This is a genomic window from Gimesia sp. (assembly GCF_048262075.1).
Taxonomy (GTDB): Bacteria; Planctomycetota; Planctomycetia; order Planctomycetales; family Planctomycetaceae; genus Gimesia.
This window is the reverse complement of sequence record NZ_JBLXFK010000006.1, coordinates 394,413-406,923: the sequence shown is the minus strand read 5'-3', so window position 1 is coordinate 406,923 and position 12,511 is coordinate 394,413. Positions and strand designations below refer to the sequence as shown.

General features: G+C 52.1%; 12 protein-coding genes. 5 read left to right on the top strand and 7 right to left on the bottom strand.

What is annotated here, in order from left to right; all coding sequences use genetic code 11:
• Positions 1 to 82: 82 nt before the first annotated feature.
• Positions 83 to 1,138, bottom strand: a complete 1,056-nt coding sequence (locus ACN0YH_RS14900) for a Gfo/Idh/MocA family protein (protein WP_417380365.1) — start codon at positions 1,136 to 1,138, stop codon at positions 83 to 85.
• Positions 1,135 to 1,479, bottom strand: coding sequence for a VOC family protein (locus ACN0YH_RS14895; protein ID WP_417380364.1), 345 nt, complete (start codon positions 1,477 to 1,479; stop codon positions 1,135 to 1,137). Before ACN0YH_RS14895 ends, ACN0YH_RS14900 begins: the two co-directional genes overlap by 4 nt.
• Before the next feature lie 363 nt (positions 1,480 to 1,842).
• Here ACN0YH_RS14895 and ACN0YH_RS14890 point away from each other — a divergent pair, with 363 nt between their 5' ends.
• The 4 genes from ACN0YH_RS14890 to ACN0YH_RS14875 all read left to right on the top strand — a co-directional run bounded on the left by ACN0YH_RS14890 (position 1,843) and on the right by ACN0YH_RS14875 (position 5,017).
• The gene (locus tag ACN0YH_RS14890; RefSeq protein ID WP_417380363.1) at positions 1,843 to 2,907 is read left to right on the top strand and encodes a Gfo/Idh/MocA family protein; all 1,065 of its coding nucleotides are present in this window, start codon (positions 1,843 to 1,845) and stop codon (positions 2,905 to 2,907) included.
• Between the two features lie 181 nt (positions 2,908 to 3,088).
• Complete coding sequence (gene thyX / locus ACN0YH_RS14885) at positions 3,089 to 4,000, top strand: FAD-dependent thymidylate synthase (RefSeq protein ID WP_417380362.1); 912 nt, start codon at positions 3,089 to 3,091, stop codon at positions 3,998 to 4,000.
• 229 nt (positions 4,001 to 4,229) lie between these two features.
• Complete coding sequence (rpsU, locus tag ACN0YH_RS14880) at positions 4,230 to 4,427, top strand: 30S ribosomal protein S21 (RefSeq protein ID WP_417380361.1); 198 nt, start codon at positions 4,230 to 4,232, stop codon at positions 4,425 to 4,427.
• Between the two features lie 299 nt (positions 4,428 to 4,726).
• On the top strand, positions 4,727 to 5,017 hold the full coding sequence (locus ACN0YH_RS14875) for a hypothetical protein (protein ID WP_417380360.1): 291 nt from the start codon (positions 4,727 to 4,729) through the stop codon (positions 5,015 to 5,017).
• A 25-nt stretch (positions 5,018 to 5,042) separates the two neighbouring features.
• Here the strand turns inward: ACN0YH_RS14875 and ACN0YH_RS14870 are convergent, their stop codons facing one another.
• Entirely contained in the window at positions 5,043 to 5,210 is a 168-nt protein-coding gene (locus ACN0YH_RS14870) for a hypothetical protein (RefSeq protein WP_417380359.1), read from the bottom strand.
• 771 nt (positions 5,211 to 5,981) lie between these two features.
• Here ACN0YH_RS14870 and ACN0YH_RS14865 point away from each other — a divergent pair.
• Complete coding sequence (locus ACN0YH_RS14865) at positions 5,982 to 7,013, top strand: tetratricopeptide repeat protein (RefSeq protein ID WP_417380358.1); 1,032 nt, start codon at positions 5,982 to 5,984, stop codon at positions 7,011 to 7,013.
• 98 nt (positions 7,014 to 7,111) lie between these two features.
• Here the strand turns inward: ACN0YH_RS14865 and ACN0YH_RS14860 are convergent, their stop codons facing one another.
• From ACN0YH_RS14860 to ACN0YH_RS14845, 4 genes are all read right to left on the bottom strand, one after another.
• Entirely contained in the window at positions 7,112 to 7,669 is a 558-nt protein-coding gene (locus ACN0YH_RS14860) for a hypothetical protein (RefSeq protein WP_417380357.1), read from the bottom strand.
• A gap of 146 nt (positions 7,670 to 7,815) precedes the next feature.
• On the bottom strand, positions 7,816 to 11,322 hold the full coding sequence (locus tag ACN0YH_RS14855) for an FtsX-like permease family protein (protein WP_417380356.1): 3,507 nt from the start codon (positions 11,320 to 11,322) through the stop codon (positions 7,816 to 7,818).
• A gap of 35 nt (positions 11,323 to 11,357) precedes the next feature.
• On the bottom strand, positions 11,358 to 12,050 hold the full coding sequence (locus tag ACN0YH_RS14850) for an ABC transporter ATP-binding protein (protein ID WP_417380355.1): 693 nt from the start codon (positions 12,048 to 12,050) through the stop codon (positions 11,358 to 11,360).
• Between the two features lie 20 nt (positions 12,051 to 12,070).
• Positions 12,071 to 12,502, bottom strand: a complete 432-nt coding sequence (locus tag ACN0YH_RS14845; RefSeq protein ID WP_417380354.1) for an acyl-CoA thioesterase — start codon at positions 12,500 to 12,502, stop codon at positions 12,071 to 12,073.
• Between the last annotated feature and the right edge of the window lie 9 nt (positions 12,503 to 12,511).

The following is a 12,511-nucleotide window of genomic DNA, read 5'->3' as shown; positions in this document are numbered from 1 at the left end:
TTCGATGATGAAAAATAATCAGACTTGGGATCAGAATCTGATTACCTCTTGACAGATTTTAACACAGTCGCTGACACCTTTTTTATGGGTACAGATACGGGGCCAGCTTTTTCTTGGCGGCTTTGCGTGCCTGGTTCTCAACATCAGCGAGTTTGACAGGCGTGCCTGTTTTTTGCTTACTCAGATCCGCGGCGGACATGAATGTGTAGATTTCGATTGATTCTGTCGGCGTGACAGGGGCTTTGCCCGTGCGGAAGAATTTGACAACTTCGACCAGCAGCGGTTCATAACCACTGAAGCTGCCGATCTGTGTGATGCCTTTCGTCCCGAACGCGGTGCCTCCATAGCCGCCCTGGTAGCCATTGTCGGCTTTGCGCCGCCCGCGAAAGGTACCGATGCGACCGTTTTTCCACGTACCAATCGCTACATCGGTTTCGGGAGTCGCGACGCGCACGACAGTCTCACATCCAGGACCCATGATGGTGTAGAGGGTTTCGACGCCATGAATGCCATACCAGTAAAAATCGGGGTGTGTGCTTTCCACCGGACAGGGGCTATAGGCATCGCAGCCGATAATTTCACCGATCACACCACTGTTGATCTGTTTGGCCCCGTCTGTGTAGCGCAGTGAAGAAGAACTGAAAACGGGGGTTTTAAAGTGTTCTGCGGCTTCATAGATGGCAATCACATCGGTCAGGTCACCGGCGATCGGTTTATCGACGAACAGTGGTTTACCCGCTTTCAAGACAGGCAGCGCCTGTTCCAGATGCACGCGGCCATCATTACTTTCCAGTAAAACGGCATCCACCTGCTCAAGTAAGGCTTCGATACTGGGGGCAATTTCCACGCCCTGCGTTTTGACAGCCGCGGTAATTTCTGGAACGCTTTCCAGGCTCTCTTTGATCGTACGGCTCCCCTGGGGATAGGCGGCGACGACGGTGCAGTGTTTGAACTCCTCATATTTTGAATCAGGATTGTTCAGGATTTTGGAGAAGTTACTGGAATGCGATGTGTCGAGACCAATGATGCCGATGCGGATCGTTTTGGGTTCTTCTGCAGGGCTGGAATTCGGCAGGCTGAATAAAACCAGCAGAAGCAGGCTCAGGCAAAAATAAATAGTGCGAAGTGGTTGACTCATTTCTCAAACTCTCCAAATTCAGAACCTTCAGTGAACTCCATGAATTCATACACGGCGCCATCAATCAGCACAAAGACAACTTTCAGATTATCCATCGCCTGGAAGGGGCCCAGCAGAACTTCAAGACCTGCAATTTCCTGGTCGATATCCGGAACTTTAAAGGCGATGTGTGGCTGGTTGCGGACAGGGCCGGTTACCGGGGTGTCGGCTTCGAACCGCAGGTATTCGATTTTATAAGGATGCTCATTAGGGTTGGTGACGTAGACTTTCGTTTCCGGAACATAAATTTCGTCAGGCTGGGGATCATCGGTGATCACGCCGACATGGTGAAACTCTCGCATGGCAGTTCCTTGAAACGGAAGAAATTGATTCTGTCTGTCACCCAGTATTTGCTGGTTTGATTCTACCGCGAGGGAGATGACAGTTCAAAGTGGAAGGGAGAATAATTCGAGATCGAAACCCACTGGTTGGTAGTGTTCCTTCTCGATATGAGAGTAGGCTCGGATAGTTTCCGGTGGTCTTCAACAATCCCGGATTACCTCCGGGGCTAGCTATTAGATTCGTTTGTGACTTTCGTGGTAGAAAATATTCTTGAACGTCGGCCCTGGCTTTGTGCAAAGACGGTGACTTTACAGCGTGCTATGAAATGGAGAAACTGAAGCTGTTGAAGAGGTGACTACGAAGGTGTATCAGGAGAGACATTGATGGAACATTTGAAAGTTGGAATTATCGGGGCAGGTGGGATTGCGGCCAAGATGCATCTGCCGGAACTGCAGACGGTGGAGAACTGTGATGTCGTAATGCTGTCCGGTCGGAAACAGTCGCGGCTGGATGTGCTCTGTCGCAAGTTTAAAGTTCCGCGCTGGACCCACGAATATCAGGCCGTGATTGACGATGAAGAAGTGAACGCGGTGGCGATTGCGTTGCCGCATCCCCTGCATGTGGAGTGGGGCATTAAGGCGATCAAAGCCGGCAAGCATGTTTACATGCAGAAGCCGTTAAGCACGTCGATGGATGAAGCAGATGCGTTTGTGGAAGCAACCGACAATCACAATCAGACGGTGCTGGCGCTGCCTTACATGTCAAATCCACATGTGCTGGCCTGTCGCAATTATATTCAAGATGGAAAGCTGGGCACAATTTCGTCAGCCCAGGCGCGGGCCAGTCATGGCGGGCCGGAGGTCTATTACGCGGGGATCCAGCAGATCCTGGAAGAGAAACCTGCAGATGATCTGTGGTTTTTCGATGCAGACAAAGCAGACGTCGGCGCGCTGTTTGACATGGGCGTATATGCGATTGCCAATCTGGTGGGAGTGGCCGGCGCGGTCAAGTCGATCACGGCGAAATTGACGACGGTTGCGAAACCGACGAAGCTGGAGGATACGGCGTCGATGATTCTGGAGTTTGAAAGCGGTGCCCTGGGAACGGCGCAGACGGGCTGGTGTGATGCTGCCCGAACCTACGAGTTTTCGGTACACGGAACGGCAGGCAAGCTGGTGAGCAGCCGTCAGGCAGAGTCGTTGCGGTATTACTGTCCCAGTTCCCAGGTCAATGAAGATGCGCCGTTGATCGAAGAAATTGTTGATCTGTCAGACTACCCGGTGCAGAATTCGCATCAGCACTGGGCCGCCTGTATCCGGATGGGGATTCAGCCGCCGTTGTCTAATGCGGCGACCGCCCGGCATGTGACCGAGATCCTGCTGGCCGCGTTGAAATCGTCACGTGAAAACCGCACGGTGGACATTACTTCCCGACTGAGCCTCACTTGAATGTGACCTCAGTTTACGGGAATCGTAGGTGATTTTATTGATTTTGACAGACGGCACTGCCGGTACGGTGTCGCTTGAGGGTGTGGTTGACTATAAATGTGCTGTGGCGGAACGATTGTTTTGCCGCCGCGTCTGGTATTCCAATCTACTTCATTTTTAACGCATTCGGGGAGTGTTCCCAATGACGGAGCGGTCTGAACTCGTTGAAGAACTGCGCTGGAAAAAAATCCCGGTTCTCAATGATGGTTTTGTGTGTCTCGTAGATGTCATGGGCGATGACAGTTCGATTGTTCAGGCAGCCCGTGTCAGTTATGGGGAAGGAACCAAACGGGTTTCCGACGACCGTACACTGATTCGCTACCTGATGCGGCATCGACACAGTACGCCCTTTGAGATGGCCGAACTCAAGTTTCTGGTTCGGGTTCCGATGGATTGCTGGCGGCAGTGGATTCGTCACCGGACAGCCAATGTGAATGAATACAGCACCCGGTATTCCGTGGCCATCGATTCGGCTCAGACTACATTACCTGGCGAATGGCGAACCCAGGCGACCTCGAATCGACAGGGCAGTGATGCCCCGCTTGCCGAGGATTTAGGGACAAAACTGACTGAAGAAGAGACCGCTTTTCAGAAGCATGCCCGCGATGTTTACGAATCGCGTCTGGAGGCAGGCGTCGCCCGCGAGCAGGCCAGAAAAGACCTGCCACTGGCGACCTACACCGAGGCTTACTGGAAAATTGATTTACATAACCTGATTCATTTCTTGAGTTTACGAATGGACTCTCATGCTCAGTGGGAGATTCAGGAGTATTCACGGGCGATTGGCGAAGCGATTGTGAAGCCGCTGTTTCCAGTTGTCTGGGAAGCTTTTGAAGACTACCGCCAGGGAGCGATGTTCCTGACACGACTGGATAAAGAGGTGCTGGCACGCCTGATGACCAGTGCCGCCGAGAAATCACTGGTGCCCCCCTTTACGGCAGAAGCGTTCCTGGAAGTGCAGGATGAGACCTGGAAATCACTGAAACGGAGCCGCGAACGGGATGAATGCCAGTCTAAATTGCAGCGACTGGGCATTTTGAAAACCGAAGGTTAGTGCCTTTGTGTGCACTTTGGTGTGAAAATCAGAGAGTATTTCTGCCGTTGGCTTTGCAGATCCTGCTTGTTTTGTTATCTTTGTCGTTCCAGCTCGGTAGCGAGAGGTCTGTTCACAGACCCGTTACAGGTGAAAACGTCTGAATTCTCATCACTGATGAGACGATGTATATTCAATTGGTTATGGTTACAACTTTTATTGAAATCAGGAAGAAGAAAAGGTGATTTGAGTGGTTAAGCTTCGGTTACGAGAAAACGAATCAATTCAGGAGGCAGTTAAACGGTTCCGCAAGATTGTTGAGCACGCTGGTATCAAAAAAGAGATGCGACGTCGTGAATATTACGAAAAGCCCAGCGATGAAAACCGTAGAAACCGACGCCGTGCTGAGCGTCGTGCCCGTCTGACTCGTCTGCAGAGTAACCAGTAGTCACTGGACACCGATCGAAGATATCAAAACGCAGTCTGTTTCAGGCTGCGTTTTTTTATGCGCGGAGATGGAACATCGTACCTGTCTGAATTTTTCTACCACGAAAAACACGAAAGGGCACGAAAATAAATTGATTCGGGTGACTGGTTCCGGGATGCTGGTATCAGTCGAAATGGTTGCTGCTTCACTACACGCAGAGAATCAGCCTGGAAGCGCAGATCAACGGTTCCAGCACCTTTTTTAATCCAGCAGGCATCAGATTCACGTCAACAGTTGCCTTCAGATAGTGCAAAGAAACAATGACAGCCGAAACAGTGATCGCCCATGATCTCGAAGGAACATTAATCTCCAATGCGATCAGTCAATTTCCTCGTCCCGGTCTCGCCGAATTCCTGGAATTCTGTCGACAACGATTCCAACGCATCTACGTGTACACTGCAGTCAATGACGGTCGATGCCATGAAGTTATCTACAATCTTGTAGTTCACGATCTGGCTCCGTCCTGGCTCAGTAATGTGCCATTCATAGATTGGGACCGCAACTTGAAAGACCTCTACAACATCCCCGATGCATCCCCGAACGAATGCTAGATCGTCGACGATAATCCTGACTACATTATTGAAAGCCAACGTTCGCAGTGGATTGCCATTGATCAATTCGAATCACCGTACCTTGACACTGATCGGGAACTTTATCGGGTTCAACAGGTAATCGAACGGCGACTTTGTGGTAGTACAGACACCCGCGATTCCCATCAGCAGGAAGCGGAATAAAATGTGCCATTCGGGTCTGATTGAATGATTAACTCGGTTTTTTGGGTAGTAAATCCTCTCTGAATGTTTTCTTTCATTCCCAATGCGTGTCATGGGGTCACCTCTGGTGTGTATTTAGCGGTTCGGGATTTTCATCTGCGGCGACTGGTGTCATTTCTTTTATAATTCGCTCTGAATCGTGCCAGACAGACAGCTGGCACACGGGGATAATTATCTACCACGAATGCACGTAAACGGATTGTTCGGCGAGATGACTACAGCACTTGCTTGTTCTATTTTGGGAGTTTTCATGCAGCATGATTCTATTCATTCAGAGAGATTGTATTCCTGTTCGAGAATCCATCTTAGGGAGTGGCATGAGGCGATCAAGTGGGTTTTCAGAATGATGTGGCGAACTGTGTTGATCCGGAGCCGATGCTGGTGTGATCAGTGGCGGTGCTGGGATGAAGGACTGCGATGTGTGGCGACCCGCAGGCATACATCGGGAACTGGTGCGGTTTCAGGCAGTGCAAATCTGGAAAAAACAGGCTGTTTTGTAGTGAAGATCAGGAACAAGTATCGTGTGTTCTGGTGCACTGTAAACTGGGCACGCGCGCGACACAGAACAGCGTTTATCGCTGTTGGCGCGGCGGGGTCAAGTTCAAAATCTGCAGCGGAATAACAATTTGTTTATCTATCCCCGTGACAGACTGCTACAATGAGACTTCGAGAAAAGCAGGCCAGACTAATCTGTCGGTACTTGGGATTCAGTGAAACTCTGAATCAGGAAAGGTAGATTCACGTGAGAAATCGATATTTAACAGCCGCCGTTATGGGGTTGATGTGTGGCCTCTGTTCCGTTTTGCATGCTGCTGATGTGACGATGCTGGCGATTGAGGGGCGCAGAATGACGCCGGATCAGGTGGCGACAGTGGAAAAAAAAGTCCAGGAGAATCCGAAGAATATCGAAGCCCGGACTCAACTGTTGGGTTATTATTTTGCGAAGCAGTATACCGATACCGCAGCGCGAAAGGCGAAACAGGAGAATGTGTTGTGGTTGATTGAGAATAAGCCGGAAGCAGGGGTACTGGGAACGCCGTTCGGACAACTGGATATGGTTCTCGATGGGTCGGCTTATACCCGTGGAAAACAAGCCTGGGAAAAACAACTCAAAGCGCAGCCGGACAATCTGACACTGCTGGAGCACTCCGCCAACTATTTTCTGTTGCCTGATCGGGAACTGGCGAAGAAGTCATTGAAAAAAGCACAGAAACTGGATGCGGATAATCCCCAATGGGCCCGGAAGCTCGGGCAGTTGTATTCGCTGGACATGCAGAGTAGTTCATCGCTTAAAGTGCAGAAAGAGGCAGCTACGAAGGCATTGGAACAGCTGGAGATCGCTTATCAGCTATCAGCCAATCAGGCTAAAGATGCGCTGTTAAAGAGTCTCGCGCAGGCGGCCCTGGTGGCAGGCGATACGGAGAAAGCAAAACAGTATGCAGAGTTGATGTTGAATCAGATCGGCTCAGACTGGAACAGTGGCAATAACGAGCATTACGGAAACATCACCCTTGGTGAGATCGCGCTGGCGGAAGGCGATGTGGATGCAGCGAAGCAGTATCTGATCAAAGCGGGGAAGACAAAAGGTTCGCCTCAACTGAATTCGTTCGGCCCTGATTTCGGTCTGGCAAAAGCTTTGCTGGAAAAGGATCAGAAGGAAGTCGTGCTGGAATATCTGGCTCTGTGCGGCAACTTCTGGGTACTGGGAAAAGATCGGTTGGCGGAATGGACTAAATCGATCAATGACAACCAGATTCCGAAGACACTGCGATAGGTTTTCTGAGACAGTCTCAAAGAAAAACCCTGTTCCGATTTGACTACCGGAACAGGGTTGAATTTATTTGCTCTGTTCAATGAAAGCCGTCGTGAGGATTATGTTGTGCCGGCGTCGTTGGCTGCCGGTTCAACAAGTTGTTCGACAGCAGCGGGGACCGCATGTGGTTTGTCGACAGGTTTATAGATCATCACCATCGCGGCGCCGGCGGCGGCAAGGCCCAGTCCGAGAAAGAAGCGGAGGTCAGGCAGGGTTTTTGTCGGATGGAAGAAGGTAATGGTGGCGATGGTGTTGACGATGGGGGCACCTGCGAACACGAGTGGTGCGACATAGATGGCGGCCCCTTTACCGCCAGTGGTCACCGCGAAGATCACACACAAGGCACCGATGGCTCCCGCGGTACCGGCGAGGATGCCCCAGGCGATCGGTCCGGCATCAAAGTTGGGTACGCCTTTCACGGTGGGGTCTTTTCCCAGCACGAAAATGAAGAAGGCAGGAATCAGAACGGCGACCAGGAAGTAGGCGACACCCACGAACAGGAAGGCACGCAGGTTACTGTGCAGCTTCTGGGCGGCGATATGCACGAGAGGCACATAGGTTCCCCAGGAGAGTGCAGCACAGGCAACAAAGATTAAGACAATCGTCCATTTCGACATCGTTCAAACTCCTGAAATACTGGAGGGAGGGTTCATTTCTATTGGCGAGACAACTCTGTAATTATGATAGTAACTTTGTGAAATTCCAGCACCCGACAAGGATGGTATTTTGTGTGAATCGCTGAAAAGCGACTGTGTACAAACTCTTATGGAGCACGCAAAGTCGCCAGGATCGGTGCCCGGACGGCATCCGCGACCGCCAGCAGCGCCGCCAGCATGCCTGTCACCAGGACCGCGAGCAGGATCACCAGGCCGCTTTCCCAGGGGAGATCCGCTCCGGTGGACAACAGGTGTGGCAGCATCGCCAGCAGGGCGGAGACGGTTCCGGAAACCAGTCCCCAGAGCAGGAGAAACGCGTTTTCGGAAAGGACGATGACCGCGACATCACTACCCGTCATGCCGATCGCACGTAGCAGAGCCAGTTCGCTGCGACGCTCTACCACGTTGCGCAACATGACGGTCGCGAGGCCGAGAGTTCCCAGTAACAGACCCAGGCCTCCCAGCGTCTGGAAGGTTGAGAGGTAGGTATTTTGTACGGCGAGGAAGTCGGCGAGTCGGTTGGCGACGAGGTCGGCGTCGAACCCGTATTCTGTCAGTCCGGTTTCGAGAATGCCTGATAGCTGGGCAGCGTGTTCGGGTGGAACTTCGATCAAAAAGTATTCGAAGCCAGCCTGTTCGGGAAAGAGCGTTTGAAAATGCTGTTCTGAAATGAGGAGCACGCCTTGAAAGATACTGCCGTCCAGCATGCCTTTGATTTTCAACTGGTGTTCGGGGCGTTCGTCGGAAGGGATGCCTACGGTCGCGCCGATGCCTTTATGCAGGCTGTACATCAGCGTATTCATATCGCCGAGCGCAGGAATCGAGCCGTCTTCCTGTGGTTCGTTCAACAGTTTCCAGGGGTTTTCGTCGGGGGTGTCTGCGAATTTGAAGCCCCCGCGTTCGATCAGTTCCTGCGGGACGCCGAGGATCGTGGGGACACTGGTTTGATAGATATTCAGGCAGCTGGCATTTTCGCCTGGTTTCACACGAAAGGGAATCGCTGTCATTTCGCTTAGTAATTTTTGAGTCTCTGGATCATCGGGAATGTTAACCAGCATTTTGTCGCGGCCATCGGCCGTATTCAAATCGTAGATCAGGGGAGAAGTAGATTCCGCTATGAGTGTGAACCCGCCGTTCCCGGAGTTTTGATTGGGTGATTCGACTGCAGGATTGCGATGTCCGGCGGCGACGGAGACGAGCACGAAAGTGGCGGACGCGATGAGCGCAGTGGTTAAAACGCTTCGCTGGCGAAAACGTCCGGCGTTACGAAACCCAAGTTTGATTAAGGCTAGCGCACCGGTGCCTCTAATGGGGATGGCCGATTCAATTCTGAGTCTGCTGGACAAAAAGGAAAGGCTGGCAATGAGAGAGAGCATGCCAACCAGAAAAAACGAAACGGTTTGCCAGGAGAAACCAGAAAAGGCTTCCTGTTTGGGAATGAGGGAGGAGATTGTCGCCAGTACCAGAATAAATGCAGCCAGGGAGGAGGCTTTATAAACTGTGCCGACGCGGCGGGCGTCTTTTGCTTTATCTGATTCCGGTGTATTAACTCCCAGCAGCAGGCTGCGAATCGAGAGTTGTTTGAGTTCGGACATCGCGCGCCAGGTGACGAAGAGAGAGCAGAGGACCGAAATCATCAAACCGATAAAAATGCTGGTTACCGTGAGATCGAGATACAGAAAGCGGGTGCCGATGGCACCGATCCACCAGGTTTTCAGGCCATATAACATCAGCCAGGCATAACCGATGGCAGCGGCGATGCCGAGGATGCCTCCTGTCAGAATCACAAGGAACGCTTCTTTAAAGATGACTTGTCTGACCTGCTGCGGCGAAAAACCGATAGCAGCTAAGAGACCGATTGAGGAGACACGACGATCAACACCGAGCTTGAACAGCAGGCGAATCAGAATGATGGCCGAAAGGATGATAAAGAAGCTGAAACCGATAAACAGCCCGCTGAAATCGGTGGTTCCACTGGCGGCTGCCAGACCAAGTAGTTTAATGGGTTGTACGGTGAGCCCCATTTTAAAGACGTCGATATTTTTGAGTAATTCTGTTGCATAGCGGGGAGCCGATTCTTCCAGAGATTTTTCGGGCAGGGGAGTGAACCGCAGAGAGGTCAGACTGCCGTAACGGCTGTTCCATAACGACTGCGCCGTTCCGAGTGAGACAAATGCTTTGGGGGTGGCCTTGTATTTGTCCCAGTATTCTTCATCGCGATCGGTGACGCGGGTCAGTTGCATGGGGAAGGGTTGTTTCCAGTCACCGAAGGTGTCGGCATCGGTGATGCCTTCCATCTCGGGCGTGAGCTTACGATCGGCTGCGGGAGTTCCGTCGAGTGCAATGATGCCATGCACCTGGAAAATCTGCTCGACTTCGGGCAGTTCTCCCCGAGAGCCGACGACGTGATATTTCATCCGTACTTCATCGCCAACTTTGACATTCAGGTCTTTCGCCAGCCATTCGTTGAGGACGATGTCGTTTTCTTTTAAAGGGAGTTCCGGCTTTGCGCCGATGAATTTGAACGGTCCAAATGGGGGCTGCTGTGTGAATTCGAGTCCCGCGACAATCGAATACATCGAATACTGTTCTTTGAGTTCAGTCTGCCCTTTTTTTGCAGGTTCGATTTCATTGGCGATGTAGACCATCACGGGAGACGTGCGCAGGTTCAGTGCCTTCGCTGCTGACATGCCCGCCTGTTCGATCTGCGGGTCAAGAATCATCTGATCACTCTCGAGCGAAAGATACTGATATTCCTTATTAGGAGCAATTTTGAGGTTGAGGTCTTCCAGTTTCAGGGAGCTCTTTAATACCGCTTCCAGTTGTCGGGCAGTTTCCAGCGCGGCGGGCGAAACTGCTTCGGGGCTGTCAGAGCTGAAAAAGAGGGAGTTCACGCGTGCCGGTCTGGATTGGGGATTGCGGCGCGAAGCGACGATTTCATCGAGGTCTAATGCCGCCTGCAGTGTCTTGAGGGAGATAAACAGATCGAGAGGCAGTTGCTGATTAGGGAGCAGTGCCAGGCGTCCGGCTTTGGAGTCGACGTCGAGAATTGTGCTGACGGTAAGGGTGATTTCGACGGACTGTTCTTCGCGTTCACCCAGCAGGGAATCGCGGGGAATCGCGGAGGGGAGTTGGATCCAGAGCGTAATTACATCGCCGACAGAAGCTTGCAGCTGTGCTGCGACGCGGGCGTTGAGAATGGCTTGATCGTCCCCTGGTGGAGGGATGTCCGGATGTTCGAGCAGCGACCAGAGACGTTTGTCGGTACCAAAAACATTGACCTGACCGACGCGGAGATGCTGGTCGTCCCGATCTTTTTCCAGGCTGCCTCGCAGGACCAGCGCAGGGGCGATCGTCTTGATTTGCTGTGGGAGATCGGCAGATTTGGTGAGATCTTCGGCCAGTTGTTCGCGGAAGAAACGATGACCGGAGACGACGAAATCGATCTGTCCCAAGCGGTCGAATGTCATTTGTCTCAGGCTGGCTCGGACGGAATCTCCGACGATTAAGGCTCCCCCGATCACGGCGGTTGCAGCGATGACTCCCAAGAGGACAGCCAGGTTGGTGCGCCAGTAATACATCAGGCTTCTGATGACAAATCGCGTTTGATTCATAACACGAGCTCTTGTGAAGATTTGAAAAACGAATGTCAGACAGCTTCGGTAACGAGCAGTCCGTCGCGTAATCGCTGATGTTGAGGGAACAGGGCCGCCAGTTCGGTGCTGTGTGTGACACAGATCAGGACGGTGTTCTGTTCCTGATTGATTTCGAGTAGCAGTTTGCCGATCGATTCAGTATTGCCGCGGTCGAGGTTTCCTGTGGGTTCGTCGGCCAATAAGAGACGGGGGTTATTAATCAAGGCGCGGCAGACAGCGACCCGTTGTCGTTCGCCGCCTGAAATCTGTGCGGGGCGGTGCTGCATCCGATCCTGTAATCCCACGCGTTCGAGCAGATGGCGGGCACGTTCCTCGGTATCGCTGGTGGCGCCCTGGTAGACCATGGTTGGAATCAGAACGTTTTCCAGAACGGAAAACTGCGGCATCAGATGATGGTCTTGAAAGATGAAACCGACATTCTGATTGCGATATTCGGCCTGTTCTTTGGCGTTCAGAGCGAAGGGGTTTTGGCCAAACTGGATGACTTCACCAGAGGTGGGCTGATCCAGGACACCCAGAATGTAGAGCAGGGTACTTTTGCCCGAGCCCGATGGACCGGTGATGGCGAGGGCGTCCCCCCGGTTGAGTTCCAGATCCACGCCGGCCAGAATCGGCAGTGATTCGGTGGCGATAGAAAATGTTTTGGTTAACTCGCGGACGATGAGCTGCTCTGGCGCGTGATTCATATTGATCCCTGCTTAACAGTTTATTCAGCCTGATCCATCGATGCTTCAAATTTCAGCAGCATCCACTCGGGGATAGCGATGGATTGCATGGGACTGCCGTGTGTAAACTGACAGCAGACCGTTTTCATACGTCCCCGGGCGATTTTCGTTTTCTCACGCCAGATGTCGTATTCCATTGTCAGTGATTTTACACCGATTCGCTCTATGTTTAAGCGGATCTCGAGCAGGTCGCCGTAATAGGCGGGTGATTCAAACGAGCATTGGGCAGAAACCCGTGGCCAGCCGAGAATGGAGCCATCCGCCTGTTTATCCACAATCGTCAGGCCCAGCGAACGGAAGTATTCGTGTTCGGCCTGTTCCATGTACTTGTAAAAGTTGGCAAAGTGAACGATACCAGCCATGTCGGTCTCATGGAATTCGACGCGGCGGGTTGTTTTAAAAGTACAGGACATACGTAGCTC